This window comes from Pseudomonas sp. SZ40, from assembly GCF_052958135.1.
In genome coordinates, this window is record NZ_JBQWIF010000002.1 from 215,364 (window position 1) to 242,253 (window position 26,890).

Below are 26,890 nucleotides of genomic sequence, written 5' to 3' on the forward strand. Positions count from 1 at the left end.
GGAGTGCCCTGTCGCAATCGTTGGCTGGACAGCCTGTGGGAGAGGGGCCTGCCACCATCAGGGCGGCAGGCGTTGCTGGGGCTCAGGCAGGTTGTGGAACGGTGAGGATGGCCCGCAGGCCATGGGCGTGCTCGGCCGCTTCGTGGCCCAGGCGGGTCAGATAGCCGCCATCGGCGAGGCTGATCAGCCCCTTGTCATGCAGGCGCCCGGCAGCGGCGACGGCGGAGGGGGCGGCATCGTGGTGGTGGATCTTCAATCCCTCCTGACCATTGTCCAGATTGAACAGCAAAAGGATTTCCAGTTCGGCGACCAGTTCGGCGGTAAAGGCCATTGGTGACTCCTGCCTGTTGTTGTCGTGCACGGCGCAGGCCGTGGGCTTCGGGGGTGTCTGGCGCCCCGCAGCCTGAGTGTAGTCAAGCCTCCATCAATTTGCTGGGGCGTGCTGCCATTGATCGAGAATCTGCCGATAGCGTCCATTGCGATGGATGGTTCGCATGCCCTGTTCGAAGCGTTCGACCAACCGCGTCGCATCGGGTTGGTGGCGCGAGACGCTCAAGTACAGCTTGGGGCGGTGCAGGGTCGCTACTGCCACGAACTGCCCCTGCAGCTCGGGGTTCTCGCGAAACAGCGCCTGGGCGGTGCCGCGGTAGGCTGCGACGAAATCGACCCGGCCATGCTGCAGCATCAGAAAGCCGCTGAGGTCACGGCGCACCGGCACGCGAATCACCTGCGGATCGTCATCCAGGCGTGGCCCGTACTCGTAGCCGATGGTCACCGCGACCTTGCGTCCGCGCAGCTGCTCCAGGCGTTCATCGGGGACGCTCTCGCGTGGTGCCCAGAGCAGGATGTCATCACTGAACAGCGGTTCCCGCGGGATCAGGAAATCACTGTCGATGCGCTGGTCCGGTGAGGTGTTGAAGCATGCCGCCAGTTGGCCGTCGTGAGCCATTTGCATGCAGCGGGAATAGGGGTAGGGAACCAGCTCGATGGGCGTATCGGCAGCCGCGAAGGCTGCCTTGACGATATCCACCGACATGCCCTGAATCTTGCCGTCGCGGTAGGCGGTGTACGGGTACCAGTCGTCTTCTGCACCGATGCGCAGCGCTTCCCGGCTCGATGCGACACCGCTCGCTGCGATCAGCAGCAGCGCAAGGCAGCAGCGGTTGAAGGTGGAATGGCGCATCCGTAGCAGATCCACACGGGCTATCGAGCCACCTTAGCAGTGTGCCGTGCGGCGGAGAAGATGGTCGCTGGTCACTGCTCGGTTTCCGTGAACGCGACGGCGGACAGCTTGGGTAGGCTCAGCTTTCCTCAGGCAGCGTCGGTAGCGCGCGTAGCGCCTGCTCGTAACCTTCGGCATCGAACGGGCGATCCTCGCGCAGCATGGCATCCACTTCGTGGGCGAGCACCATGGCCATCATCTGTACGATTTCTTCGCGCGCGTAGCCCACCAGCGTCAGCTTGTTGAGCACGGATTGGGTGAACGCCGGCTCGCCGGATTCCAGCTGATTCTCGATGGCCTCAACCAGCGCATGCTCGGTGAAGGTGTCGTCGTCGTGCTCGTCGGCAGTGCTCATGGTGCAGGTCCGCATTGGCTGGAAAGAGCCTTCAGTTTGACAGTGCCCGTTCGCGCTCGCCACGCGAAATGCGCTGTGTGCCATTCAATTCCTATAATATGGGAGTTTGTTTCGCATATTGAGAATTGCGAAAAAGCGGATTAGAGTCCAACGCCAGGAGAGTCCCATGCCCGATAAAAACAACAATCAAGCACCCACGGGTGCCCAGGCGCTGTTCAGAGGCCTGGCCGTGATCGACGCCGTTGCCCAGGGTGCCAGCAGCCTGGTCGACATCGGCGCGACCATTGGCTGTACACGCAGCACCACCCATCGGCTGATCGCCGCGCTGGTGCAGGCCGGCTATCTGCGTGGCATTGGCGGTAGCGCCGGTGGCTACCAGCTCGGTCCCAAACTCATCGAACTCGGCTACAAGGCCCGCGCCCAGATGCCCCTGGCCAACGTTGCACGGCCCCATCTGGAAGCGCTGGCGCGGCTCACCCAGGACACCGTGCACCTGGGCGTGCGCGACGACGGTGATGTGCTGTACATCGAGAAGCTACCGAGCAGTCGCGGCCTGGAAATGCGCTCGCGAATCGGCCTGCGCATGCCGCTGGCGCTGACCGGCATCGGCAAGTCGCTGATGCTCGACCTGCCCGAGGCGCAGTGGCAGGAGCTCTACCAGCAGGGCCTGCAGCGTCGCGCCGGGCAGTCTGGGCTGCGCGAGGAATTCACGCCCTGGGACGACTTCCGCGGCCTGATGAGCGGCTATGCCGAGGGCGGTTTCAGCTTCGATCTGGAGGAGAACGAACTGGGTGTGCGTTGCGTCGCCGCCCCCGTGCGTGATGCCAGTGGGCAGATCGTTGCCGCGTTGAGTGTCGCCAGTGCCATCCCTTACATGCCGGAAGCGCGCCTGCACGAGCTGCGCCCGGACGTGATCGCCTGTGCCATCGCCATTTCCCGAGAACTGGGCTGGAGTGCCTCATGAGCGAACGCCTCGCGCCTGCGCTGATCGCCCTCGACTGGGGCACCTCATCGCTACGCGCCTATCTGCTGGGTGAAGGCGGCCGGGTGCTGGCCGCCCAGAGCCGTCCCTGGGGTATTCAGCACACGCCGGATGGCGACTTCGCCCGGGCCTATGAAGAGCTGGTCGGAGACTGGTGCCGCCAATGGCCGGGGCTGCCTGCGCTGGCATGCGGCATGATCGGCAGCCGACAGGGGTGGCGCGAGGTGCCTTACGCATTGTGCCCGGCCACTTCCAGCAATCTGGTAGATGGGCTGCTGGCTGTGGATACCGCCTATGGCCCCTTGTATCTGCTGCCGGGTGTGCTCGATGCCAGCGCACTACCCAACGTGATTCGCGGTGAAGAAACCCAAGTGTTCGGTGCTCTGCAACTGGCGCCGGAGCTGCGTGAGCATGCTCTGCTGGTGTTGCCCGGCACCCACAGTAAATGGGTGTCGGTGCGCGACGGCGCGATCAGCCACTTCACCACCCATATGACCGGCGAGCTGTTCGCCGTCTTGCGTGATCACTCGATTCTTGGTCGCCCTGCCCGTGAACAGGGGATCGAACGTAGCGACGAGGCCTTTTGCCGGGGCCTCGACGCCGCCCGGCAGAGTGCCGCCGAGGGTGTTTCCGGACGCCTGTTCAGCACCCGCAGCCTGTTGCTGACCGAGCGCCTGACGGCAGGCGAAAGCCTGGATTACCTCTCCGGGCTGTTGATCGGCGAGGAGCTGCGCAGCGTGCTCGCCAGTCTCGAGGAGCACGCCTGCCCGCCACTGGTACTGATCGGCGATGCGCACCTGTGCGAACGCTATCGCCTGGCCCTTGGGCGCTTTGGCGTGACCGCCGTACGCACCCTGGAAAACGCCGGGGTCACAGGGCTCTGGCACCTGGCCTGCGCCGCCGCGCTTGTCACCGCAACGCCCACCGCCGTTTCGAGGAGTGCTCTGCATGTCTGAATCCTATCTTCAGCAATTGCCACTGATCGCCATCCTGCGTGGCGTCACGCCCGAGGAGATCGTGCCGGTCGGCCTGGCGCTGTATGACGCCGGCTTCCGGCTGATCGAGATTCCGCTCAACTCGCCGCAGCCTTTGCAGAGCATTGGGTTGCTGGCGGCCGAGCTGGGCGAACGCGCGCTGATCGGCGCCGGCACCGTCCTCAGTACCGGGCAGGTCGAGGAAGTGGCCCAGGCCGGTGGCCGGCTGATCGTGTCGCCCAACTGCAACCCTGAGGTGATTCGCGCCACACGCCGCGCCGGGCTGTTCAGTTCGCCCGGGGTGGCCACGCCGAGTGAAGGTTTCGCCGCGCTGGAGGCCGGTGCTCAGGTGCTCAAGCTGTTTCCCGCCGAGCAGTTCAACCCGGCGATCGTCAAGGCCTGGCGCGCGGTGTTCTCGCGCGATATCGCCCTGCTGCCGGTCGGCGGTATCACGCCTGCCGGCATGGCGGGGTACGTGGATGCCGGTGCCAGTGGCTTCGGTCTCGGTTCGGCGCTGTACAAACCGGGCATGAGCGCTGCCGAAGTGGGCGAAAACGGCAAGGCCTTCGTGGCGGCCTGGAGGGCGACGCAGCACTGAGATTCGCCGCACCCGATCAACATGACAGCCGTACTCGACAATAATAAAAGGAGAGCTCGTTATGCTCGTTAACCATGCACCTCGCATGTCACAGTCTTCCACCCTCGGCAAACTGCTGAGCCGCGCCGGCTGCAAGCTGGCCGCACTGACCCTGGCGCTGGGCCTGGCCATGCCGACGCTGGCCGCCGAATGGCCGAGCCGCCCGGTGAGCATCATCGTGCCGGCAGGCGCCGGCGGAGGCTCCGACGGTACTGCACGAATCCTGTCCAAGTACCTCAAGCAGGAGCTGGGCCAGCAGTTCAACGTCATCAATCTGGGGCAGGGCGGTGGCGTGGTCGGCATCCAGAAGATCATCACCTCCAAGGCCGACGGCTACACCCTGGGCATCCTGTTCAACTATGCCCACTACAAGGAAATGGGCCAGGCCGACTTCAAGGCCAGTGACTTCACGCCCATCGGCCAGTACAACTTCGACCTGGCCGGTTTCCAGGTCAATACCGACTCCCCCTTCACCAGCCTGCGTCAGGCGCTCGATGCGCTGAAAGCCGACCCCGCCAAGTACACCATCGCCTGTGCCGGCGGTTGCGGCGGCTCCTGGCCGATGGCCGTGGCCGGGTTGCTGGATGCCTGGCAGGTCGATCTGCAGAAGATCCGCATGATTCCCGGCCAGGGCGCCGCTGCGGCAATGCAGGATCTGGCTGCCGGTGGCGTCGACTTCGTGCCGTGCTCGCTGCCGGAGGCCGATGCGCTGCTGCGTTCCAACAAGGTGCGCAGCCTTGCGGTGTTCGGTTCCGAGCGCCAGGCCGCCTACCCGGACGTGCCGACCCTGAAAGAAGAAACCGGCCTGGATCTGGAGCTGGGTTCGTTCCGCGCGCTGGTGGCACCTGCCGGCCTGCCGGACGACATCAAGGTCAAGCTCGAAGCGACCCTGGAGAAGATCTACAACGACCCCGAATGGCGCAAGGAAATGGAGGCCCGCGGCTTCCGTCCGCAGTGGCGCAATGCCGAAGCCTTCGGTGAGTACCTGGAGCAGCACACCCGTGACGTCCAGGCGCTGATCGGCAAGCTCAATCCGTAATCGTCGTACTACCCGCCTGCCGGTTTGGCAGGCGCGGTGCAGCGGCGATCATCAGGAGCGCACAGCATGAAATTCAGCGACATCGCCCTCGGGGTGCTCTTCACCCTGCTTGGGCTGGGTGTTCTGTTGCACGGTCAGCAGATGAAGGTTTCACCGTTCTTCCAATACGGTGCCGGTTTTTTCCCGTCGATCATCGGCAGCTTGCTGGCGGTCTGCGGGGTAATCCTGCTGATCAAGGGCGTGCGCCTGGCGATGGTTCAGCAGGGCGGTGGCTTCTGGCTGGTGCAGGCCGGCCCCTGGCTGCGTGATCGTGAGCGGGTGATCAACATCGTGCTGGTGCCGTTGCTGGTGGTGGCGTTCATCGCAGCCATCGAACGTGTCGGCTTCCTGCTCTGTGGCGTGCTGCTGGTCGGCGTGCTGTGTCAGCGCTTCAGTGGCCGGCCGTTGCTGTCCTGGGTGACGGCGGTGCTGGTCACCCTGTTCCTCTACCTGTTCTTTCAGCAGGTGATGAGCGTGCAGTTGCCCATGGGCTTTCTCACCGATTACCTGGGGGGCTGAACGTGGACGCGATAATCAATGCTTTCGGCATGGTGATGACGTTCGAGGTCCTGGCGGTGATGGTGGTGGCTGCCATCTATGGTCTGTTCGTCGGCGCCATTCCCGGGCTCACCGCTACCATGGCGGTGGCGCTGATGGTGCCGGTGACCTTCTTCATGGATCCGGTGCCGGCGATTTCCGCCATCGTCACCATGGCGGCCATGGCGATCTTCGCCGGCGACCTGCCCGCGGTGTACATGCGCATGCCCGGCACGCCGGCTTCGGCGGCTTATACCGAACCCTGCTACAGCCTGGCGCAACGTGGCCTGGGCGAATATGCCCTGAGCATGAGCGCGGTCAGTTCGGCAATCGGCGGCAGCATCGGCGTACTGGCGCTGATTCTGTTCGCGCCGTTCCTGGCCGAGTTCGCCCTCAACTTCAGTTCGTTCGAATACTTCTGGCTGGCTTGCATGGGGCTGACCGCCGCCATCGCGGTGTCCGACAGCTCACCGGTCAAGGGCGCGGTCTCGCTGCTGCTGGGTTTGCTGGTGGCCAGCGTGGGGCTGGACCCGGTGTCCGGCGAGGCGCGCTTCACCTTTGGCAATGCCGACCTGCTCGGCGGCCTGGGCTTCATCCCGGTGATCATCGGCCTGTTCGCGGTGGCGGAAATTCTGCGTTTCTGCACCCGTAACAGCCGTGCCAGCAATTCCCGGCAGGCCGCGCTGGTAGCGCAGAAACCGATGCTGCTGCAGGCGCTGCGCGACATCTTCAAATACAAGGCGGGCGTCGCTCAGGGGTCGTTCGTGGGCGTGCTGGTCGGCATCCTGCCGGGGGCGGGGGCCGACGTGGCCGCGTACATCTCTTACGCCATGTCCAAGCGTGCTGCGGCCAAACGCGCCACGCCGGACGAGGTCAACATGGCCAAGATCGTTCCGGCTACCGCCGCCAACAACGCGGCGGTGGGTGGCAGCTTCATCCCGGCGACGGTGTTCGGCATTCCTGGCGACTCGCTTACCGCCATCGTCATCGGCGTGCTGTTCATGAAGGGGCTGAATCCGGGGCCGACGATCTTCACCGAGAACGCCGACATGATCAACGCGGTGTTCCTGGCCTTCCTGCTCGCCAACATCCTGCTGATCCCCTTCGGCTTTCTCGCCATCAAGCTGTTCAAGCGCGTGCTGCAGGTGCCGCAGAGCATCCTCATGCCGGTGATTCTGGCGTTCTCCATCGTCGGTGCCTTCGCCGTTGAAAACACCCTGTTCGCCATCGTCACCATTCTCGCCTTCGGCATCGTCGGCTTTCTGATGGAAGAGAACGGCTTTCCGCTGGCGCCGATGATTCTCGGCATCGTTCTCGGGCCGATGCTCGAGGAAACCTTCATCACTTCGATGATGCGCGCCCAGGGCGACCTGATGGTGTTCTTCGAACGCCCGGTTTCCCTGACGCTGGCCATCATCACCCTGTCGCTGTGGATGCTGCCGCTGCTGCTGCGCGTGCTCAAGCGCCGTGCCGGCGTCCCTCCGCAATCACCTGCTCACCGCAAAGAGGAATGTACCCAATGACCTTCAATGACCTGCGCGGCAAGCGCGTGCTGATCACCGGCTCCACCCTGGGCATCGGCCTGGCCACCGCCCGGGCCTTCGCCAAGCTTGGCGCCCATGTCGGCATCACCGCGCGCAATACGCCGGACAACCTCGACGCGCTGCTCAGCGAGCTGTCGGCCGATGGTGGCCAGGCCGCCTTCTTCGCCGGTGATCTCGGCAAGACCGATGCCTGCGTGGCCACCGTCGCGGCGTTCGTCGAGCGCTTCGGCGGTATCGACGTGCTGATCAACAACGCTGGCGCACTGCTGGAGCGACGAGGTTTGGAGAACATCGATGACGTCTTCTTCGACGCCATGACCGACGTCAATCTGCGTTCGGCACTGATGGTCACTCGTGAAGCCATCCCGCATCTGCGCGCCTCGGCCAGGGCCAGCGGGCAGAGCGCGGCGGTGATCACCACCGGCTCGATCGCCGCACATGGCGGCGGCGGCCCGGGCGCGAGCCTGTATGCGGCCGCCAAGGCCTGGCTGCACAACATTCAGCGCAACTGGGTGCGTGAATTCACCCCGGCCAATATCCGCTTCAACATCGTCTCGCCGGGCACCGTGGACACCGCCTTCCATGCCGACAAGGATGATGCTGCACGCGCTGCGGTGAGCACCACCATTCCCATGGGCCGTTTCGGCACTCCGGAGGAAATGGCGCCCTCGTACCTGTTTCTCGCGTCCCATGCGTGCAGTGGTTACATCACCGGTCAGGTGCTCGACGTCAACGGCGGGCAGGCGATGCCATGAATGTGCCGATCGCATTCGCCCCAGGGGTGTTGAGCTATGGCGCGCCCATCGGCCTCGCGCAGGCTCAGCAGGTTGCCGCAGCTGCGGAGCGGGAGGCGCTCGCCAACGGCTGGCCGATGGTGATTGCCGTGGCCGACAGCGGGGGGCATCTGGTGCTGTTGCACAAGCTCGATGAAGCTGCCCTGGGCAGTGTCGAGGTGGCGATCAAGAAGGCCTCCACCGCTGCGTTGTTCAAGCGTTCCACCAAGGGCTTCGAAGAGACCCTGGCGACCGGTGGTGCGGCACTGCGCCTGTTGTCGATGCACAACGCCATTCTGCTGGAGGGTGGGGTACCGCTGGTGCAGAACGGCAAGGTCATCGGTGCCATCGGCGTGTCGGGCATGCACCCGACCCAGGACGGGCAGGTGGCGCAGGCCGCAGCTGCTGCGCTGGAGTAGCTGCAGCGCCCGCGCATGCGAGGTGCGCGGGCGTAGCGGCATCAGGCGCGGTTGGCGATCTTCTGCAGGTTCTCGTGGATCTTGAACAGCACGATCATCAGCTCGCACCAGATACGCGCGCCGATGGCGCCGCCGATCAGGGTGCCGAGGCCGCCGAGGAAGCTGCCATAACCGCTGAACATCATCGTCAGGCCACTGATCGCCACGCTGAGCAGCAACAGCCAGTAGACGAAGGTGATGATTTTCGGGGTGAGCATCGCGTCGAAGAAGAACAGGTTCTTCATGGTGTAACTCCAGTCCATGGTAGGGGTTCCCGGGCGCCGAGCCCGAGGCGGCGGGAGAGTAGCAGGCCAGAGCGGTCGCAGCCAGTTGGCCTGGAGCGCTCGTGGTAAAGCGCCTGAAATGAGGTTAGCGTGCTCGTCCCGGCTGTCTATCAGAGGATACCTATCCATGCTCAGGCTCCACGGTTTCGCCGTCAGCAATTACTACAACATGGTCAAGTTCGCGCTGCTGGAGAAGGGGCTGCCCTTCGAAGAGGTGCGTGCCTACGCATCCCGTGACGAGGCCTTTCTGAGCATCAGTCCGCGCGGCAAGGTGCCGGTGCTGGAATGCGACGAGGGCTTCATCAGCGAGACCGCCGCGATTCTGGAGTACCTCGAAACCCTGGGGCAGGGCACCGCGTTGCTACCGCGGGGTGCGTTCGAGCAGGCCAGGGTGCGCGAGCTGGCCAGGCACATCGAGCTGTACATCGAGTTGCCAGCGCGATACTGCTACGCCCAGGCGTTTTTCGGTATGCAACTGGACCCGGCGATTCTCAAGAAGGGTCGCGAGGAATTGCTCGCCGGTATCGACTCGCTCAAGCGCCTGGGCAGGTTCGCGCCTTATGTGGCCGGTGAACACCTGAGCCTGGCCGACCTTTACTTCCTGTACAGCATCGACCTGGCGGCTGGGGTGGCGCACAAGCTGTTCGAGATCGATCTGCTCGGCGATTTTCCCGAGGCTGGCGCACTGCTCGAACGTTTCGCCACGAACCCTCATGTCCAGCGCATAGCGGCTGACAAAGAGGCGGCGTTCGGGCCGTTCATGGCGCACATGAAGGCGCGCCTGGCCGGCTGATCAGCTGGCGGCGAAGCGGGTCAGCGCGTCTCCGGTCAGGCGGTAGCCGATCCACTCGTTCTGGGGTTTGGCGCCGATGGACTCGTAGAAGTCGATGGCCGGCTGATTCCAGTCCAGTACCGACCATTCGAAGCGACCGCAACCACGCGCCACCGCCAGCTTGGCCAGGTGGCGCAGCAGGGCCTTGCCGGCGCCGACACCACGTTGCTGCGGGGTGACGTAGAGGTCTTCCAGGTACAGGCCATGCTTGCCCAGCCAGGTCGAATAGTTGAAGAAGTACACGGCGTAACCGATAGGCTCGCCGTCCAGTTCGCAGATCAGACCATGGGCGGTGCCGCCGTCGGCGAACAGGCTGTTTTCGATACCGGCGACATCGGTCTTCACTTCATGCTCGGCCTTTTCGTAGATGGCCAGGTCGGTGATGAAACGCAGGATCAGGGCGGCGTCTTCGCGTACCGCGGGGCGAATGTTGAGTGGCATCTGGTGCTTCCGCAAGAGTGAATGGGGTTATCGAATGGGGACGTCAGCCGGCAGGCTGCTCAGAAAACGTTCGATGGCCTGGCGTGAATCCAGGCGCAGGTAATGACGATGAGCCGGGGCGTTGCGCATTTCCTCGCCGTAACGCTGGCGATAGGTCGCGTGGCGTGTCCAGGCCCAGGCGAGGATCGACTGCTCGGGCTTGAGGCTGAACAGGTTGCTCCAGCGCTCACGATTGCCGTTCCACAGGGGCTGACGCAGGGTCAGGCGTCTTAGCGTACGCGGAATCAGCTGGCGCATTACCGCCGCTCGGGGCAGGTCCAGCCAGATCACCGTGTCCGCTCGTGCCAGAATGTGTGGGCGCACGGCCGAGTAGTTGCCCTCCACGACCCAGCCGTCACCTTGCAGGGCGTCGGCTACGGCGTGCTGGAACTGTTCGGTGGGCAGCGGCTGCCAGCCGGGCTGGTGGAACAGGCCATCCAGCTCGACATGACGGTAGCCCAGGCGCTGCGCCAGGCGGCGCGATAGCGTGGTCTTGCCCGCGCCCGAACAGCCGACCACCGAAATACGCCGGCCGGGTACCCAGGCCTCCATCAGCGCGAAGCGAGCAGGGCTCTGCCGCGCTCCACAGCCAGGCGTACCTGGCGCGGTGCGGTACCGCCGATATGATCACGGGCGTTCACCGAGCCTTCCAGGGTCAGCACGGCGAACACATCCTGTTCGATCTGATCGCTGAAACGGCGCAGTTCTTCGAGGCTCATCTCGGCCAGATCCTTGCCGCTGTCCACGCCGTATTTCACGGCATGGCCGACGATTTCGTGGCAATCGCGGAATGGCAGGCCCTTGCGTACCAGGTAGTCGGCCAGGTCGGTGGCGGTGGAGAAACCACGCAGGGCCGCTTCGCGCATGATGGCGTGCTTGGGCTTGATCGCCGGAATCATGTCGGCGAAGGCACGCAGCGAATCGCGCAAGGTGTCGGCGGCGTCGAACAGCGGTTCCTTGTCTTCCTGATTGTCCTTGTTGTAGGCCAGCGGCTGGCCTTTCATCAGGGTCAACAGGCCGGTCAGGGCGCCGAACACGCGGCCGGTCTTGCCACGCACCAGCTCGGGAACGTCCGGATTCTTCTTCTGCGGCATGATCGAGGAGCCGGTACAGAAACGATCCGGCAGATCGATGAACTGGAACTGGGCACTGGTCCACAGCACCAACTCCTCCGAGAAGCGCGACAGGTGCATCATCGCCACGGACGCGGCCGCACAGAATTCGATGGCGAAGTCACGATCCGACACGCCGTCCAGCGAGTTGCCGCCCACGGCGTCGAAGCCGAGCAGTTCGGCGGTTACTTCACGCTGGATCGGGTAGGTGGTGCCCGCCAGTGCGGCGCTGCCCAGGGGCATGCGGTTGGTGCGCTTGCGGCAATCGACCAGGCGCTCGTGATCGCGGCTGAGCATTTCGAACCAGGCCAGCAGGTGGTGGCCGAAAGTCACGGGCTGAGCGGTCTGCAAATGGGTGAAGCCAGGCATGATGGTCTCGGCTTCACGCTCGGCCTGCTCCAGCAGGCCCTGCTGCAGGCGGGTGATTTCAGCGAGGATCAGGTCGATCTCGTCACGCAGCCACAGGCGGATATCGGTGGCCACCTGATCGTTGCGCGAACGGCCGGTGTGCAGCTTCTTGCCGGTCACGCCGATACGGTCGGTCAGGCGCGCCTCGATGTTCATGTGCACGTCTTCCAGGTCGACGCGCCAGTCGAACTGGCCGGCCTCGATTTCGCCCTGGATCTGGGTAAGGCCTTCGATGATCGCGTCGCGCTCGGCGTCGGTCAGTACGCCCGCCTTGGCCAGCATGGTGGCGTGGGCGATGGAGCCCATGATGTCGTGGCGATACAGGCGCTTGTCGAATTCCACCGAGGCGGTGAAACGGGCTACGAAGGCGTCGACGGGCTCGCTGAAGCGGCCGCCCCAGGACTGATTGGTTTTTTCGTTGCTCATGGTCTGACTCGGCTGTATGCAGGTGCGGACGGGCCGGAAGTTTCCGGCACGACGGAAAAGTCCGCTGATGATAACAGACACGTCGGCCTGCGCAGCGGCCTGCTCGAGTGTCGTCTGGATCACATTTTCTCCCGCCAGCAGGCATTTCGGTGGGTTATTTCGCCCGCTTGCGATGGGCTCTCTTGCCCGCTTCGAAGCGCGCGCGGAAACTGCGCCGATGGATAAGAATCTGAACATCTCGAAACCCGCGGGGCCCAACGATTTCTTCGTGCCGGAGCTGTGTCAGCCCGAGGCGCTGCTCACCACCGTGCTGCTCGCCGAACTGCTGGTGCTGGTGCTGGTACTCGCCGAGCCGATGCTGCCCGGTTTCGACTGGGGCCGCCTGGCGCTGACTTCGCTGTTCGTGCAGTGGATCGTGCTGCTGTCATCGGCGCTGCTGTGCCGCTTGCGGCCGCTGCTCGCGCGCTTGCAGGCCATGTGGGCAGGGGCGGCCTGCTGCGCCCTGGTCATCGGCCTGACGCTCGGCTGCACGGCGGTAGCCGATTATTACGACCTCGGTGGTCCGTTGCCCCATGACGGCGAAGTGAACCTGTACCTGCGCCATGCCCTGATCAGCATGATCATGTCGGCGTTGCTGCTGCGTTATTTCTATCTGCAGAGCCAGTGGCGACGTCAGGAGCAGGCCGAACTGCGCGCCCGCATCGAATCGTTGCAGGCGAGGATCCGTCCGCATTTCCTGTTCAACAGTTTGAACAGCATCGCAAGCCTGGTTGTCACAGACTCTGTCAGGGCGGAACAGGCCGTGCTGGATCTTTCCGACCTGTTCCGGGCTAGCCTGGCCAGGCCCGGTACCCTCGTAAGCTGGAGTGAGGAACTGGAGCTGGCGCAGAGATACCTGTCGATCGAGCACTACCGGCTCGGCGAGCGACTACAGTTGCAGTGGGAGGTGGATGATGTCCCCGCTGATTTACCCATTCCTCAGCTGACCCTGCAGCCGCTGCTGGAGAATGCATTGATCTACGGTATCCAGCCACGTATCGAAGGGGGACTGGTGCAGATCTCAGCCAATTACATCGATGGTGTGTTCCATCTCAGCGTCAGCAATCCATACGAGGACGGCGGCAAGCCTCTGGCTTCGCGCGGAACCCAACAGGCGCTGGCCAATATCGACGCGCGTCTTGCGGCACTTTTCGGTCCGCAGGCCAGTCTCAGCGTGGAGCGTCGTGATGGCCGTCACTACACCCGTCTTCGCTACCCATGCGCAAGACTCATGCAGGAAGCCAGATCATTATGAATGTCTTGATCGTCGATGACGAACCCCTTGCCCGAGAGCGCTTGAGCCGTATGGTTGCCGCGCTGGAGGGTTATCGTGTTGTCGAGCCCTCTGCGAGCAACGGTGAAGAGGCACTGGCTCTGGTCGAGAGTCTCAAGCCCGACGTGGTGTTGCTCGATATCCGCATGCCCGGCCTCGACGGCCTGCAGGCCGCTGCCCGCCTGTGTGAGCGCGAGGCGCCACCTGCGGTGATCTTCTGTACGGCTCATGACGAGTTCGCCGTGGAGGCGTTCCAGGTTAGCGCCGTGGGCTATCTGGTCAAGCCCGTGCGCCCCGAACTTCTAGAGGACGCGTTGAGAAAGGCCGAGCGCCTGAACCGTGTCCAGCTCGCTGCGTTGACCCGCCCTGCCGCAGAAAGCGGCGTCGGTCCGCGCAGTCACATCAGTGCGCGTACTCGCAAGGGTATCGAGCTTATTCCCTTGGATCAGGTCATCTACTTCATCGCCGACCACAAGTACGTGACCTTGCGCCACGAAGGGGGCGAGGTCTTGCTGGACGAGCCGCTGAAGGCGCTGGAAGACGAATTCGGCGATCGTTTCGTGCGTATTCACCGCAATGCGCTGGTGTCGCGTGAACGCATCGAGCGCTTGCAGCGCACGCCGCTGGGGCACTTTCAGCTCTATCTGAAAGGGCTCAATGGTGATGCGCTGGTGGTCAGTCGTCGTCACGTGGCGGGTGTGCGCAAGATGATGAATCACATCTAGGGCGCGCACCGGGGCGACGGGGCGCACCTGGCTTCGGGCTGGCGACCCGCGAGCCTGTTATCATCGGTGGCAATCGTTTTTCTGGAATTGCCCCATGCCCCGCGAGATTCGCATCGCTACCCGCAAGAGTGCCCTGGCCCTTTGGCAGGCTGAATACGTCAAGGCTCGTCTCGAACAGGCCCACCCGGGGTTGCTGGTGAGCCTGGTGCCGATGGTCAGCCGGGGTGACAAACTGCTCGATGCACCGCTCGCGAAGATTGGTGGCAAGGGGCTGTTCGTCAAGGAACTGGAGACCGCGCTGCTGGAGGACCAGGCCGATATCGCCGTGCATTCGATGAAGGATGTGCCGATGGACTTTCCCGAGGGCCTCGGGCTGTATTGCATCTGCGAGCGCGAAGACCCGCGCGATGCCTTCGTCTCCAACCACTTCGACAGCCTCGACGCATTGCCCCGGGGCAGCGTGGTCGGCACGTCGAGCCTGCGTCGTCAGGCGCAGTTGCTGGCGCGTCGGCCCGATCTGAAAATCCAGTTTCTGCGTGGCAACGTCAACACCCGTCTGGCCAAGCTGGATGCCGGTGAGTACGACGCCATCATCCTCGCCGCTGCCGGCCTGATTCGCTTGGGTTTCGAGGCCCGTATTCGCGATTCCATCGCCATCGAGCACAGCCTGCCTGCTGGTGGTCAAGGTGCGGTCGGTATCGAATGCCGGGTTGGTGATGCCGAGCTGCAAGCCCTGCTGGCCCCGCTCAATCACGTCGAGACCGCGCTGCGAGTCACTGCCGAACGGGCCATGAACAAGCGCCTCAATGGCGGCTGCCAGGTGCCTATCGCCTGCTACGCGATTCTTGAAGGCGAGCAACTGTGGCTGCGCGGTTTGGTCGGTGAGCCGGATGGCAGCAGTTTGCTGCGTGCCGAGCAGCGCGGTGGCGCGGAGGATGCCGAGCGCCTGGGCATCGAGGTCGCCGAAGCGCTCCTTGCCCAGGGGGCTGGCGAAATTCTGCAGGTCATTTACGGCGAGGCTGCTGGCGAGTGAGCGGCTGGCGTCTGCTGCTGACGCGCCCTGAGCAGGAATGTCAGGCGCTCGCTAAGGCGCTCGCCAGTGAGGGCGTCCATGGCGCCTGCCTGCCGCTGCTGGATATCGAGGCGCTGCCGGAGACCCCGGAGCAGAGTGCGCTCATCTGTGACCTGCACCGCTACACTGCGGTCATCGTGGTGAGCAAGCCGGCTGCCCGCTTCGGTCTCGACCTGCTCGATCGCTACTGGCCACAACCGCTGGCCGATCAGCCCTGGTTCAGCGTGGGAGCGGGAACCGGACAGATTCTCGCCGACTACGGGCTACCGGTAACCTGGCCCGGTGATGGTGATGACAGCGAGGCCCTGCTGGCCTTGCCCGAGCTGCGGGCCGCGCTGCAGGATGCACTGTTTCCTCGGGTATTGATCATTCGTGGCGAGGATGGGCGCACCCTGTTAGCCGAGCAATTGCGGGCTCAGGGCGTCGAGGTCGACTACCTGCCGGTCTATCGGCGAGTGCTGCCGGGTTATCCTGTTGGCACCCTGCAGCGGCTATTTCAGGTGGAACGCTTGAATGGCGTGGCGGTCAGCAGTGGGCAGGGCCTGATGCATCTGCGCCAGCTGGCGGCGGATGACTGGCCGCAGCTGGCGCAACTACCCGTGTTCGTACCCAGTCCGCGAGTCGCCGTCATGGCCCGTGAATTGGGTGCGTCGAATGTTGTGGATTGCCGTGGTGCTGATACCGCGGCGTTGTTGGCGGCCTTGCGTGCGCAGGCTTCGCCCGACTTGTGAAGCAAAGGATGGATACGTGAGCGAAGCGACTACCCCGAAAGAGCAGGAGCAGCCTGCACAACCCGCCCTCGAATCTTCTCCGGCTGCCGGCGAAGCCAGGCCCGCCTCGCGGGGCTCTGCGCTGGCCGCGGTGGCCTTGCTGGTCGGCGCGATAGGCGTTGGTGTCGGTGGCTGGAGTGTCTGGCAACTGCGCGCCTTGCAGACCGACGCCCAGCAACAGTCGGGGCAGCTCGAAGAAGCTCGCAGCCAGACCCAGGCGCTGTCGCAACGTACCAATAGCCTGGACAACCGTTTTGGGCAGTTGCCGACCGTCGAGGAGCTCGAAGAGCGCCGTCGCCTGGTGGCCCAGTTGCAGGGCGATCAGCAATTGCTCAATCAGCGCCTGGAAACCGTGCTGGGCGCCAGCCGCCAGGATTGGCGCCTGGCCGAGGCCGAACATCTGCTGCGTCTCGCCAGTCTGCGCTTGTCCGCTTTGCAGGACACCAACAGCGCGACAGCGCTGGTCCAGGCGGCCGACGAGATCCTTCGCGATCAGGATGACCCGGCGGCATTCGCAGCCCGAGAGCAACTGGCCAGGAGCCTCGAAGCCCTGCGTTCGACCGATAACCCTGATCGCACCGGCTTGTTCCTGCAACTGGGCGCCCTGCGCGAGCAGGCATCGCAACTGAACTCGCTGAATCCGAAATTCGTGGCCGATGGTGGTGTGCTCGGCGAGCTGGCTGCAGACAGCGAGCCAGGCACCTGGTGGAGTCACGGTCTGCAGACGTTGTCGCAGTACTTCCGTCTCGATTTCAATGCCGATCAGAACATCCGCCCGCTGCTCGCCGGGCAAAGCCTGACCCAGGTACGCCTGGCGCTGAGTCTTGCGCTCGAGCAGGCGCAATGGGCCGCGCTGCATGGCGAGACCCAGGTCTATCGTCAGGCGCTGCAGCAGGCTGGCGAGGTACTGGACGCCAACTTCAATCGTGACAATCCCGACAGCCGCGCCCTGCGCACGCGGGTGGGCGAGCTGGTCGACAAACCCGTCGAAGTCGAGGTGCCCGAGCTGACTCAATCCCTCAATGCGGTGCAGGCCTACATCGAGCACAAGCAATCGGCCCGTGAGCGTCTCAAGGACGCCCCCACCGATGAGGCAACTGGCAACGAGGAGGGGCGCCCATGAAGCGCGTTTACCTGCTGCTGCTCGCCCTGGTGGTGATCGGTGGCCTGGCGCTGCTTGGCCTGGCCATTTCCGAACACAAGGGCTATGTGCTTTTTGCCTACCAGGGCTTCCGCTACGAGTCGACGCTGTGGGCGTTCGTGCTGCTGATCGTGGCGGTATGGCTGACGCTGTGGCTGCTGCGCCTGGTCATGCGGGCGCTGTTGACCTCGCTTGGGCTGGTCAATCCCTGGTCACGCCTGCACCGTGAACGCCGTGTGCGCAGTGCCTCGGAACATGGCTTTCAGGAACTGATCGAGGGTCGCTGGGCCAAGGCCCAGACGCATCTGAGCCGCATTGCCCGCAATGAGCCGCGTCCGTTGATTCACTACCTGGGGGCTGCCCGTGCTGCCAACAATCTCGAGCACTACGAGGAAAGTGATGCGCTGCTGGCCGAGGCGCTGGAGCGTCAGCCGAATGCCGAACTGGCCATCGCCCTGACCCATGCCGAGCTGCAGCTGGCGCGTGGGCAAGTGGAGACCGCCCAGGAAACACTGCAAGTGATGCAGGAACGTCATCCGCGAAACCCGCAGGTGCTACGCCAATTGCAGGATCTGTACGTGATGCGCGGCGACTGGCAGGCACTGCTCAAACTGCTGCCGGTGTTGCGCAAGGAGAAGGCGCTGGCGCCTGCCGAGTTGATGATGCTTGAGCGTCGTGCCTGGCGCGAATACCTCACCGGCATAGACCTGAACGCTGCCGATGAAGGCGCGCTGCCCTCTCTGGCCCAGGCCTGGGAACGACTGTCACCCAACCTGCGCGGCGAACCCGAACTGCTGGCCGTGTATGCCGATCGTCTGCGTGTGCTGGGGGGCGAGCCCGGTGCCGAGGAGTTGCTCAACAAGGCACTGAATCGCGAATACGACAGTCGCCTGGCGCGCCTCTACGGACTGCTGCATGGGCGCGATCCGGCCCGCCAACTGCAAGCCGCCGAAGGCTGGCTGAAGCAGCACCCCAATGATGCCGGATTGCTGCTCACCCTTGGCCGCCTGAGCCTGTATAACCAGCTGTGGGGCAAGGCCCGCGACTACTTCGAGAGTAGCCTGACCCTGGAGCGGCATCCGGAAACCTGTGCCGAGCTCGCACGGCTGCTCGCGCAACTGGGTGAAGTGGAGCGCAGTAACCGCTTGTTTCAGGAAGGCCTCGGCCTGCTCGATCACCGCCTCAGTGGGCAGGCTGTCGGTGTTCCCGCCGTCGCTGCCGCCGAGCCACAGGCCGTGCGCCCTGCAAGCTGAACCGTGAAGACGCGCGCCGGCCCCGCTCCGGCGTTTATGACGAAGCGTCTTGAAGCCTTGGGTGAGGGGGCATACCCTGAGCGAAATGAGTGTTCGGACTGCAATACGAATCATGCTAGTGTCCGGACTCGGCTGCACGTTCAGGGATCAGGCGTGACGCTTTCGTCGTTGTCGGTGCACGAGCATGGCTCACACCAGAGCGGCAGCAGGTGAATGCTGTCGATAGGGCGATCAGCCAACTTCCGATTCGGGGCTCCGACGATTTGCTGAACGATAGTCGTTGCCCGGATGCCTACAGGAAATACCGATAAGGGAGGGAGATCACCATGCTCGAGAGTTGCCAGAATGCACAGGAGCGGTGGGGCGGCGTACACCTGTTGATCGATCGCTGGTTGCAGGAGCGCGCTGAACTGATCAAGGCTTATGCGGCCATCGATGATGTCAGCGACAAGGTGGTGATGCAGCGTTTCTGCGAGATCCTCGTCGACTACGTTTCTGCCGGGCATTTCGAGGTCTACCAGCAGCTTACCGAAGAGGCCCGAGCATTCGGTGACCAGCGCGGTCTCGAGCTGGCCAAGCAGATCTACCCGCGCCTCGAAGTGATCACCGAAGCCGCACTGGCGTTCAATGATCGCTGTGATGAAGGTGATTGTGGCGATGTCGAGGCGGTCAGTGCCGAACTCAAACGCCTCGGGCAGATGCTGCATGAGCGCTTCGAACTCGAAGACTGTCTGATCGAAGTGCTGCACACCGCTCACCAGCAGCAGGCCACCGCCGCCGCTGTATGACGCTCAACGCCGCGCGAGTTCGCGGCGTTTCAGTCTCCTCCGAGTCCGTGTGCGGATGCCCGCTCCGGTTGCTGTACGCATGTGCTTGCAAAGCACCTCTAGCGGGCGCAAATTCACAGGTCTAGTATGGCTTCATCTCATCCGCCAGGAGGCGCGTCATGTCGGCCACGAAAAACGTGAAAAAGAAATCGGTCACCACTCCGCTGCACCTGCTTCAACAGCTTTCCGGAAGTTTGCTCGAGCATCTCGAGAGTGCCTGCTCGCAAGCTTTAGTCGACGCTGAAAAAGTGCTCGCCAAGCTGGAGAAGCAACGCGGTGCTGCACAGGAAAAACTGCACAAGGCTCGCGGCAAACTGCAGGCCTCCGTTGCTGCAGGAAAAGCCAAGGCTCAGGCCAAGGCCAAGTCCGCTGTCAGCGAGCTGGAAGGCGTACTGGACGGCCTGCAGGCCCGTCAGAGCGAAACCCGTCAGTACATCGTGCAGCTCAAGCGTGATGCTCAGGAAAGCCTGAAGCTGGCCCAGGGCGTCGGCAAGGTCCGTGAAGCTGCCAGCAAGGTTCTGGCCACTCGCAGCAAGACCCCGGCCAAAGTTGCCGCTGTCAAGCCGGCTTCCAAAGCCGCCGCTAAGCCAACTGTTGCCAAGCCAGCTGCCAAGGCCGCTGCGAAACCTGCCGCTGCCAAAGCCGTAGCTAAACCCGCTGCCACCAAGCCTGCTGCCAAAGCCGCCGCGAAACCTGCTGCCGCCAAGCCAGCCGCTAAAGCTACTGCGAAACCTGCTGCTGCCAAGCCAGTCGCTAAAGCTGCTGCGAAACCTGCTGCCGCCAAGCCAGCCGCTAAAGCTACTGCGAAACCTGCTGCTGCCAAGCCAGTCGCTAAAGCCGCTGCAAAACCTGCTGCCGCCAAGCCAGCCGCTAAAGCTGCTGCGCAACCTGCTGCTGCCAAGCCTGCCGCTAAAGCCGCTGCGAAACCTGCTGCCGCCAAGCCTGCCGCTAAAGCCGCTGCGAAACCTGCTGCTGCCAAGCCAGCCGCTAAAGCCGCTGCAAAACCTGCTGCCGCCAAGCCAGTTGCTAGCACCGCTGCGAAACCTGCTGCTGCCAAGCCGGCTGCTAAAACCGCTGCAAAACCTGCTGTAGCCAAGCCAGCTGCAAAACCAGCCGCCAAGCCAGTTGCAAAACCTGCACCAGCAGCCAAGCCTGCACCTGTTGCCAAACCGGCTGCCAAAGCACCGGCGAAACCGGCGGTGGCCAAACCCGCGCCCAAGCCGGCCGTCACTGACAAACCGGCGGCTGCAGCCCCTGCTGCAGGCAAGCCTGCCAGCGAGAGCCCGGTTCCAGCGCCGGCAGCGAGCAATGCCAATGGTGTAACCCCGCCTAGCGCCAGCTGATTCAGCTGCCTGAAAGCCTGCGAACGCTCCCTCTCGGAGCGTTCGCGGGCTGTCTCCCGCGAGTGCACGGCTCGCATCGATTCACTGCCGCACCCTTGTCTTGCCTCCCTGCTTTCGACACCTCTCAGCCGCGCCTGCCGGTTGCGAACGTTTCCCTGTTGTCGCTTCCATGTTTCGCAAGCGGCAGGCCACTGGCCTGGATTGGCCATGCCGCGGAACAGCGCGCCAAGAAGCGGGTCAATGAAGGAGTCGAGTTGGTCAACAGGCCAGCCGATGGAGTCAGAAACAGAGTGTCCTTCGTGAAGAACAGGGTCGTCGTGAGTATCGAAAGATCGAGCGGGCCCTGGACCCTGGCGTGGCAGGCGCCCCCAACCGGCTCGGCATTCCCGCGCGACAGGCCCCCCAAGCCTTGTCTGCTACGCTGGATGAGCTGAGCGCGTTGCTCGAGCACGTCGCGCTTACCCAATAAGGAGAGCAGGATGGCTGTCAAAAAGAAATCCGAGAAACAGACCGGTTCGTGGGTCGGCGAGGTTGAAAAGTACTCGCGGCAGATCTGGTTGGCGGGCTTGGGCGCGTACTCCAAGGTCAGCAAGGACGGCACCAAGCTGTTCGACACGCTGGTCAAGGATGGCGAGAGAGCCGAGAAGGCCGCCAAGAGCGATGCAGGCGAGCAAGCAGAGGCAACGAAGCCTGCCAGATCCCGTGTCGATGAGGTCAAGGACAGGGCAATCGGCAAGTGGGGCGAACTCGAGGAGGCTTTCGACAAACGTCTCAACAGTGCCATCTCGCGCCTGGGCGTGCCGAGTCGCAGCGAGGTCAAGTCGCTCAGCGACAAGGTCGAGTTGTTGACCAGGCAACTGGAGGCATTGACCGGCTCGTCCAAGAAGGCAGCGGCCAAACCGGCTGCCAAGTCTGCTGCTGCGAAGCCGTCCAGCAAGCCTGTCGCTACCAAACCAGCTGCCGCTGTGAAACCGGCGGCGGCGAGCAAAGCGGCCAGCAAGCCTGCGGCGAAAGCGCCTGTGAAGCCAGCCGCCAAAGTGACAACGGGCAAAGCTGTCGCGGTGAAGAAGGCGCCTGCTGGCAAAACGGTAGCCGCCAAGCCAGCGGCTGCCAGCAAGAGTTCCGCCAAACCTGCTGCCAAGCCCGCTGCGAAAGCTGCGCCTGAACCTGCTGCCAAGCCGGTACGCAAGCCGGCAGCGAAGAAGCCCGCGGCGGCCAAGCCTGCGCCTGTCAGCACACCGACGCCTGCTGCCTCGCCGGCAACCGCTACAACGCCAGCCTCAGGCAATCAGTCCTGAGGTCGTACGCGGTCACGAAAACGCCCGGCCTTGTGCCGGGCGTTTTCGTTGCAGCAGGAAAATAGCTGCGCCAGATCGTTACGGATGACTGCGCCTCAGAGCATCAGGCGCACGACCGACTCATCGGGGTCGCGGGATTTGCCCGCTGCGACGAGTTCGGCGAGATAGTCACGCCAGAGTTCGTCATGGCGCATCGCCAGTTGATGGAGGTAATCCCAGCTGAACAGGCCACTGTCGTGGCCGTCGTCGAAGGTCAGTTTGAGGGCGTAATTACCGGCAGGCTCGATGCCGATCAGCGCGACATTCAGCTTGCCCGTCTGCAGAATCGGTTTGCCGTGGCCCTGCACCTCGGCCGAAGGCGAATGCACGCGCAGGAACTCTGCCGGCAGCCTGTAGCTATCATTGCCGTATTGCAGTTCCAGCGTGCGGGAAGCCTTGTGCAGCTTGATCGAGGTGGGGATAAGCATGACGCAAGCTCCACGCGGCAGGCTCCAAGCTGCAAGAAGAGCCTGAGTGAAGGGGCTTCTGACTTGCAGCTTGCAGCTTGCGGCTGCTCTTAGAGGATGTAGCGTGACAGGTCTTCGTCCTGAGCCAGCTCGCCGAGGTGGCTGTTGACGTAGGCCGCGTCGATACGGATGACCTCGCCATTCTGCTGGCCGGCCAGATCACCGGCACTGAAGGATACCTCCTCCAGCAGGCGTTCCAGCAGCGTATGCAGGCGACGGGCGCCGATGTTTTCGGTCTTCTCGTTGACCTGCCAGGCGATCTCGGCCAAGCGCTTGATGCCGTCTTCGGCGAACTCCACGCCCAGGCCTTCGGTCTGCAGCAGTGCCACATACTGCTCGGTGAGCGATGCATGGGGCTCGCTGAGGATGCGTTCGAAGTCTTCCGGCGACAGCGCCTTGAGTTCGACACGGATCGGCAGGCGCCCCTGCAGCTCCGGCACCAGATCGCTCGGCTTGCTGAGGTGGAAGGCGCCGGATGCGATGAACAGGATGTGGTCGGTCTTGACCATGCCCAGCTTGGTGTTGACGGTGCAGCCCTCGATCAGCGGCAGCAGATCACGCTGCACACCCTCACGGGAAACGTCGGCACCACCGGCATTGGCGCGCTTGGCCACCTTGTCGATCTCGTCGATGAACACGATGCCGTGCTGTTCGACGGCCTCCAGGGCCTTGGCCTTGAGTTCTTCCTCGTTGACCAGGCGCCCGGCTTCCTCTTCGCGTACCAGCTTGAGGGCGTCCTTGACCTTGAGCTTGCGGCTCTTCTTCTTGCCCTTGCCCATGTTGGAGAACAGGTTCTGCAACTGGCTGGTCATTTCTTCCATGCCGGGCGGCGTCATGATCTCGATACCGGCAGGGCTGTCGGCCACTTCGATCTCGATTTCCTTGTCGTCCAACTGGCCTTCACGCAGGCGCTTGCGGAACAGCTGGCGAGTGTTGGAATCGTTGCCCGACGCCGCTTCCTCGGCGAAACCGCTACGTGCCGGTGGCAGGAGGGCGTCGAGAATGCGATCTTCGGCAGCGTCTTCGGCGCGGTGGCGCACGCGGACGATTTCCTGTTCGCGCAGCAGCTTCAGTGCGGCATCGGCCAGGTCGCGGATGATCGATTCGACATCGCGGCCGACGTAGCCGACTTCGGTGAACTTGGTCGCTTCCACTTTCAGGAAGGGCGCATTGGCCAGTTTGGCCAGGCGCCGGGCGATTTCGGTCTTGCCGACGCCGGTCGGGCCGATCATCAGGATGTTCTTGGGCGTCACTTCGGCACGCAGCTCGGCCGGCAACTGCATGCGCCGCCAGCGATTGCGCAGGGCGATGGCCACGGCGCGCTTGGCGTCGTCCTGGCCGATGATGTGGCGGTTGAGTTCGTGGACGATCTCGCGGGGTGTCATGGACATGAGCGGGCTCCGATCAGGACTGGCCTAGATGGCCGAGTCCAGCTCCTCGATGGTCAGATTCTGATTGGTGAAGACGCAGATGGATCCGGCGATCTTCAGCGCGGTTTCGGCGATCTCGCGGGCGTCGAGGTCTTCGCTGCCTTTCTGTAGCAGTGCGAGCGCCGCAGCCTGGGCGAAGCCTCCACCGGAGCCCATGGCGATCAGGCCGTGCTCGGGTTCGACTACGTCACCGTTGCCGGTGATGATCAGCGAAGCGTCCTTGTTGGCCACGGCCAGCATGGCTTCCAGGCGGCTCAGAGAGCGGTCGGTACGCCAGTCCTTGGCCAGCTCCACGGCGGCGCGGACGAGATGGCCCTGATGCCTTTCGAGCTGGGACTCGAAGCGCTCGAAGAGTGTGAAGGCATCGGCAGTGGCACCGGCGAAACCGGCGATGACCTGACCGTGGTACAGGCGGCGGACTTTCTTCGCGTTGCCTTTCATCACGGTATTGCCGAGGGAAACCTGGCCGTCGCCGCCCATGACGACTTTGCCGTGGCGGCGGACTGAAACGATGGTGGTCAAGGGGAGAGTCTCCACGCTGCGGGGCAAAATGGCCCTGGTAAACTCTCAGATGGGGTGCCCGCCGCGGCTTTTCAACCGGCAACGGGTTAAAGAGTGATCAGCGCAACTGGCGTTGTTGCAACAGCAGATTGCCAAAGCCGCCGGCCGCCAGGGACTTCTGCGCACCGGCCAACTGCTCGCGGTTGGCGAAGGGCCCGACCAGCACGCGGTGCCAGGTCTTGTCTGCCACCGTGCCGGACTCTACACGCACGTTCTGGCCGAGCAGGATGATCTGCGCCCGCATGCTTTCGGCCTTGTCCTTGCTCGGGAACGAGCCGGCCTGCAGGAAGAACTGCGTGGTCAGCGGCGCCTGAGCGGATTCCGCCGGTTTGACCACGGGGGGCGGTGGCGGTGGTGTTTCGCCGTTGAGGGCTGCCTGGGCGCGAGCGGCGTCGATCTTCGCTGCTTCTTCGGGAGTGACCGGCTTCTGCTCTGGCGTCGGGGTGGTCGGCGGCGGTACGGCGTCCGGCGGCACGATGACTTCCGATTCCGGCAGCAGGGTGTAGAAGTCGTATTTGGGCTTGCCCGGTTCCTGGCTGGTCGCCGACGGCGTCGCCTTGGGCGTGTTGCTGGCGCGCTCCGGCTGCGGTTTTTCACGCTTGATCGCATCGCTGCCCGGCTGCAGGTTGAACAGCAGCATGGCGAACACGCCAACCACCAGGCCGCAGGCCAGCCAGATCCAGCCCGGTACCGGGCGTTTGCTCGGGGCCTTGTAACGGCTGGCGCCGCGTTTCGGGGCGGGCTTCTTGCGGGCTGCCACTTACATGCGCTCCAGAGTTTCCAGGCCGAGCAATTGCAGGCCTTGTTTGAGTGTGCGGCCGGTCAGCGCGGCAAGGCGCAGGCGGCTCTGGCGGGTGGGCTCGTCTTCGGCGCTGAGCACCGGGCAATGCTCGTAGAAACTGGAGAACAGCCCGGCAACGTCGTACAGGTAGGTGCACAGCACGTGCGGCGTGCCCTTGTCCGCGACGCTGCCCAGCACTTCGCCGAACTGCGCGAGTTTGCCGGCCAGTTCGATTTCCTGGGGCGCCTGAAGTTCGATGCGGCCGTCGAGCTCTTCGACGCCTTTGCCCAGTTTGCGGAAGATGCTTGCCACACGGGTGTAGGCGTAAAGCAGGTAGGGCGCGGTGTTGCCCTCGAAGCTGAGCATCAGCTCGAAGTTGAAGCTGTAGTCGCTGGTCCGGTGCTTGGACAGGTCGGCGTACTTCACCGATGCAATGCCCACGACACGGCCAATTTCACGCAGTTCGGCTTCGTCGAATGGCGTCTCACCCTTTGCCGCGCGCTGGTCGTTGCGCTCCTTGACCAGCTCGTAGGCACGGACCTCGGCTTCGTCGAGCAGGTCGATGAGCTTCACCGTGCCGCCATCGCGAGTCTTGAACGGGCGGCCATCGGCGCCGTTCATGGTGCCGAAGCCCATGTGTTCGAGTTGCATGCCCTCATGCACGAAGCCGGCACGGCGCGCGACTTCGAAAGCCATCTGGAAGTGCAGGGCCTGACGCTGGTCGACGAAGTACAGGGCGCGGTCGGCCTTGAGCTGCTGACTGCGGTAGCGCATGGCGGCCAGGTCGGTGGTCGAGTACAGGTAGCCGCCACCGGCCTTCTGCACGATCACCGGCAGCGGGTTGCCTTCGGCGTTCTTGTAGTCGTCGAGGAAAACGCACTGGGCGCCGTTGTCTTCGGTCAGCAGGCCTTTCTCGCGCAGGGCTTCGATCACCCCTGGCAGCTCCGTGTTGTAGGCGCTTTCGCCCATGACGTCGGCCGGCGTCAGTTTGACGTTGAGGCGGTCGTAGGCTTTCTGGCAGTGGCTCAGGGAGATGCTGTTGAAGCGATGCCACAGGCGCATGCACTCCGGCTCGCCGGCTTGCAGTTGGACGACCAGGGCACGAGCGCGCTCGGCGAACTCGGTGGATTCGTCGAAACGCCTCTTGGCAGCGCGATAGAAGCCTTCAAGATCAGCCAGCTCGCTTTCTGCAGCGGCAGGATTCTCTTCCATGAAGGCCAGCAGCATGCCGAACTGGGTCCCCCAGTCGCCCACATGGTTCTGGCGGATCACGTCATCGCCGAGAAACTCCAGCACTCGTGCCACGGCGTCGCCAATGATGGTCGAACGCAGGTGCCCAACGTGCATTTCCTTGGCCAGGTTGGGCGAGGACAGGTCGACGACCACGCGCTCGACGGGGCCGGCCTTGCGTACGTCGAGACGATCGTCAGCCAGCGCGTCTTCCAGGCGCTGCGCCAGCGAGTCGCTGTTCTGGAAGAAATTGAGGAAGCCCGGGCCGGCGATTTCGACCTTGCTGACCTGCGAATCGGCAGGCAGCGCGTCGATCAGTTTCTGGGCCAGGTCGCGGGGCTTCATCGCCGCGGGCTTGGCCAGCATCATGGCGATGTTGCTGGCGAAGTCGCCGTGGGTCTTGTCGCGGGTGTTCTCCACCTGGATCGTCGGGCTCAGGCCTTCGGGCAGAACGCCTTCGGCGGTCAGGCGGGTAAGGGCTTGCTGGATCAGGTGGCGAATACTGTCTTTCATGGTCTGCTCATTCGGCCGCGTGAGGC

Annotated in this window: 31 protein-coding genes; 19 read left to right on the forward strand and 12 right to left on the reverse strand. The window is 63.8% G+C overall.

The features are described from left to right. Positions 1-82: 82 nt before the first annotated feature. The 3 genes from ACT9T4_RS02895 to ACT9T4_RS02905 form a co-directional block, all read right to left on the reverse strand. Positions 83-331 (reverse strand): TIGR02647 family protein, encoded by a 249-nt coding sequence (locus ACT9T4_RS02895; RefSeq protein WP_042552384.1) that lies wholly within the window; start codon positions 329-331, stop codon positions 83-85. 93 nt (positions 332-424) lie between these two features. Further along, positions 425-1,183: a substrate-binding periplasmic protein gene (locus ACT9T4_RS02900; RefSeq protein WP_042552383.1), complete on the reverse strand. Its 759-nt coding sequence runs from the start codon at positions 1,181-1,183 to the stop codon at positions 425-427. Positions 1,184-1,301: 118 nt separating this feature from the next. Then, positions 1,302-1,577 carry a hypothetical protein gene (locus ACT9T4_RS02905; RefSeq protein WP_042552518.1) on the reverse strand — a complete coding sequence of 92 codons (276 nt, stop codon included), beginning with the start codon at positions 1,575-1,577 and terminating at the stop codon, positions 1,302-1,304. A 166-nt stretch (positions 1,578-1,743) separates the two neighbouring features. On the opposite strand from ACT9T4_RS02905, the gene ACT9T4_RS02910 reads away from it, so the two are divergent. The 8 genes from ACT9T4_RS02910 to ACT9T4_RS02945 all read left to right on the forward strand — a co-directional run bounded on the left by ACT9T4_RS02910 (position 1,744) and on the right by ACT9T4_RS02945 (position 8,521). Then, positions 1,744-2,541 (forward strand): IclR family transcriptional regulator, encoded by a 798-nt coding sequence (locus ACT9T4_RS02910; protein ID WP_042552382.1) that lies wholly within the window; start codon positions 1,744-1,746, stop codon positions 2,539-2,541. Beyond that, positions 2,538-3,515 (forward strand): 2-dehydro-3-deoxygalactonokinase, encoded by a 978-nt coding sequence (locus ACT9T4_RS02915; protein ID WP_042552381.1) that lies wholly within the window; start codon positions 2,538-2,540, stop codon positions 3,513-3,515. The genes ACT9T4_RS02910 and ACT9T4_RS02915 overlap by 4 nt, the downstream gene beginning before the upstream one ends. Then, on the forward strand, positions 3,508-4,131 hold the full coding sequence (locus tag ACT9T4_RS02920) for a 2-dehydro-3-deoxy-6-phosphogalactonate aldolase (RefSeq protein ID WP_042552380.1): 624 nt from the start codon (positions 3,508-3,510) through the stop codon (positions 4,129-4,131). The genes ACT9T4_RS02915 and ACT9T4_RS02920 overlap by 8 nt, the downstream gene beginning before the upstream one ends. 85 nt (positions 4,132-4,216) lie before the next feature. Further along, the gene (locus ACT9T4_RS02925; protein ID WP_042552379.1) at positions 4,217-5,209 is read left to right on the forward strand and encodes a Bug family tripartite tricarboxylate transporter substrate binding protein; all 993 of its coding nucleotides are present in this window, start codon (positions 4,217-4,219) and stop codon (positions 5,207-5,209) included. A 66-nt stretch (positions 5,210-5,275) separates the two neighbouring features. After that, positions 5,276-5,767: a tripartite tricarboxylate transporter TctB family protein gene (locus ACT9T4_RS02930; protein ID WP_499115423.1), complete on the forward strand. Its 492-nt coding sequence runs from the start codon at positions 5,276-5,278 to the stop codon at positions 5,765-5,767. A gap of 2 nt (positions 5,768-5,769) precedes the next feature. Then, complete coding sequence (locus tag ACT9T4_RS02935; protein ID WP_499115425.1) at positions 5,770-7,308, forward strand: tripartite tricarboxylate transporter permease; 1,539 nt, start codon at positions 5,770-5,772, stop codon at positions 7,306-7,308. Further along, positions 7,305-8,084 (forward strand): SDR family NAD(P)-dependent oxidoreductase, encoded by a 780-nt coding sequence (locus tag ACT9T4_RS02940; protein ID WP_042552376.1) that lies wholly within the window; start codon positions 7,305-7,307, stop codon positions 8,082-8,084. Before ACT9T4_RS02935 ends, ACT9T4_RS02940 begins: the two co-directional genes overlap by 4 nt. Further along, the gene (locus ACT9T4_RS02945; protein ID WP_499115427.1) at positions 8,081-8,521 is read left to right on the forward strand and encodes a GlcG/HbpS family heme-binding protein; all 441 of its coding nucleotides are present in this window, start codon (positions 8,081-8,083) and stop codon (positions 8,519-8,521) included. Before ACT9T4_RS02940 ends, ACT9T4_RS02945 begins: the two co-directional genes overlap by 4 nt. A gap of 41 nt (positions 8,522-8,562) precedes the next feature. Here the strand turns inward: ACT9T4_RS02945 and ACT9T4_RS02950 are convergent, their stop codons facing one another. Further along, positions 8,563-8,823 (reverse strand): DUF4282 domain-containing protein, encoded by a 261-nt coding sequence (locus tag ACT9T4_RS02950; protein ID WP_231570111.1) that lies wholly within the window; start codon positions 8,821-8,823, stop codon positions 8,563-8,565. Positions 8,824-8,971: 148 nt separating this feature from the next. Here ACT9T4_RS02950 and ACT9T4_RS02955 point away from each other — a divergent pair, with 148 nt between their 5' ends. Next, positions 8,972-9,637: a glutathione S-transferase family protein gene (locus tag ACT9T4_RS02955; protein WP_179539685.1), complete on the forward strand. Its 666-nt coding sequence runs from the start codon at positions 8,972-8,974 to the stop codon at positions 9,635-9,637. Here ACT9T4_RS02955 and ACT9T4_RS02960 read toward each other — a convergent pair whose 3' ends face one another. From ACT9T4_RS02960 to argH, 3 genes are read right to left on the reverse strand one after another with little or no spacing between them, the layout of a single operon-like run. Next, positions 9,638-10,117 carry a GNAT family N-acetyltransferase gene (locus ACT9T4_RS02960; RefSeq protein ID WP_179539686.1) on the reverse strand — a complete coding sequence of 160 codons (480 nt, stop codon included), beginning with the start codon at positions 10,115-10,117 and terminating at the stop codon, positions 9,638-9,640. It abuts the gene before it with no gap. A 27-nt stretch (positions 10,118-10,144) separates the two neighbouring features. Then, positions 10,145-10,708, reverse strand: coding sequence for a shikimate kinase (locus tag ACT9T4_RS02965; RefSeq protein WP_499115430.1), 564 nt, complete (start codon positions 10,706-10,708; stop codon positions 10,145-10,147). After that, positions 10,708-12,102, reverse strand: coding sequence for an argininosuccinate lyase (gene argH, locus ACT9T4_RS02970; RefSeq protein ID WP_179539688.1), 1,395 nt, complete (start codon positions 12,100-12,102; stop codon positions 10,708-10,710). The genes ACT9T4_RS02965 and argH overlap by 1 nt, the downstream gene beginning before the upstream one ends. 217 nt (positions 12,103-12,319) lie before the next feature. Between argH and ACT9T4_RS02975 the strand changes: the two genes are divergently transcribed. The 10 genes from ACT9T4_RS02975 to ACT9T4_RS03020 all read left to right on the forward strand — a co-directional run bounded on the left by ACT9T4_RS02975 (position 12,320) and on the right by ACT9T4_RS03020 (position 21,843). Next, on the forward strand, positions 12,320-13,396 hold the full coding sequence (locus ACT9T4_RS02975; RefSeq protein WP_042552369.1) for a sensor histidine kinase: 1,077 nt from the start codon (positions 12,320-12,322) through the stop codon (positions 13,394-13,396). Further along, entirely contained in the window at positions 13,393-14,139 is a 747-nt protein-coding gene (locus tag ACT9T4_RS02980) for a LytR/AlgR family response regulator transcription factor (protein WP_042552368.1), read from the forward strand. Before ACT9T4_RS02975 ends, ACT9T4_RS02980 begins: the two co-directional genes overlap by 4 nt. 94 nt (positions 14,140-14,233) lie before the next feature. Next, positions 14,234-15,172, forward strand: coding sequence for a hydroxymethylbilane synthase (gene hemC, locus ACT9T4_RS02985; protein ID WP_042552367.1), 939 nt, complete (start codon positions 14,234-14,236; stop codon positions 15,170-15,172). Beyond that, the gene (locus tag ACT9T4_RS02990) at positions 15,169-15,942 is read left to right on the forward strand and encodes a uroporphyrinogen-III synthase (protein WP_042552366.1); all 774 of its coding nucleotides are present in this window, start codon (positions 15,169-15,171) and stop codon (positions 15,940-15,942) included. Before hemC ends, ACT9T4_RS02990 begins: the two co-directional genes overlap by 4 nt. A 16-nt stretch (positions 15,943-15,958) precedes the next feature. Next, complete coding sequence (locus tag ACT9T4_RS02995) at positions 15,959-17,104, forward strand: uroporphyrinogen-III C-methyltransferase (protein ID WP_042552365.1); 1,146 nt, start codon at positions 15,959-15,961, stop codon at positions 17,102-17,104. Further along, positions 17,101-18,375: a heme biosynthesis HemY N-terminal domain-containing protein gene (locus ACT9T4_RS03000; RefSeq protein ID WP_499115433.1), complete on the forward strand. Its 1,275-nt coding sequence runs from the start codon at positions 17,101-17,103 to the stop codon at positions 18,373-18,375. Before ACT9T4_RS02995 ends, ACT9T4_RS03000 begins: the two co-directional genes overlap by 4 nt. A 326-nt stretch (positions 18,376-18,701) precedes the next feature. Next, on the forward strand, positions 18,702-19,163 hold the full coding sequence (locus tag ACT9T4_RS03005) for an Rsd/AlgQ family anti-sigma factor (RefSeq protein WP_042552363.1): 462 nt from the start codon (positions 18,702-18,704) through the stop codon (positions 19,161-19,163). 158 nt (positions 19,164-19,321) lie between these two features. After that, positions 19,322-20,545 (forward strand): AlgP family protein, encoded by a 1,224-nt coding sequence (locus tag ACT9T4_RS03010; RefSeq protein WP_499115436.1) that lies wholly within the window; start codon positions 19,322-19,324, stop codon positions 20,543-20,545. Positions 20,546-20,900: 355 nt separating this feature from the next. Beyond that, on the forward strand, positions 20,901-21,014 hold the full coding sequence (locus tag ACT9T4_RS03015) for a hypothetical protein (RefSeq protein WP_499115438.1): 114 nt from the start codon (positions 20,901-20,903) through the stop codon (positions 21,012-21,014). A gap of 10 nt (positions 21,015-21,024) precedes the next feature. Further along, positions 21,025-21,843, forward strand: a complete 819-nt coding sequence (locus ACT9T4_RS03020) for a phasin family protein (protein ID WP_499115440.1) — start codon at positions 21,025-21,027, stop codon at positions 21,841-21,843. Positions 21,844-21,938: 95 nt separating this feature from the next. Here ACT9T4_RS03020 and ACT9T4_RS03025 read toward each other — a convergent pair whose 3' ends face one another. The 5 genes from ACT9T4_RS03025 to argS form a co-directional block, all read right to left on the reverse strand. Next, a complete protein-coding gene (locus tag ACT9T4_RS03025; protein ID WP_499115442.1) occupies positions 21,939-22,310 on the reverse strand; it encodes a gamma-butyrobetaine hydroxylase family protein in 372 nt (123 codons plus the stop codon). A gap of 89 nt (positions 22,311-22,399) precedes the next feature. Further along, complete coding sequence (hslU, locus tag ACT9T4_RS03030; RefSeq protein WP_042552358.1) at positions 22,400-23,740, reverse strand: ATP-dependent protease ATPase subunit HslU; 1,341 nt, start codon at positions 23,738-23,740, stop codon at positions 22,400-22,402. A 24-nt stretch (positions 23,741-23,764) separates the two neighbouring features. Continuing rightward, a complete protein-coding gene (hslV, locus tag ACT9T4_RS03035; protein WP_042552357.1) occupies positions 23,765-24,301 on the reverse strand; it encodes an ATP-dependent protease subunit HslV in 537 nt (178 codons plus the stop codon). A 97-nt stretch (positions 24,302-24,398) separates the two neighbouring features. After that, positions 24,399-25,100, reverse strand: coding sequence for an SPOR domain-containing protein (locus ACT9T4_RS03040; RefSeq protein WP_042552356.1), 702 nt, complete (start codon positions 25,098-25,100; stop codon positions 24,399-24,401). Continuing rightward, entirely contained in the window at positions 25,101-26,864 is a 1,764-nt protein-coding gene (gene argS / locus ACT9T4_RS03045) for an arginine--tRNA ligase (RefSeq protein ID WP_499115445.1), read from the reverse strand. Positions 26,865-26,890: the final 26 nt, after the last annotated feature.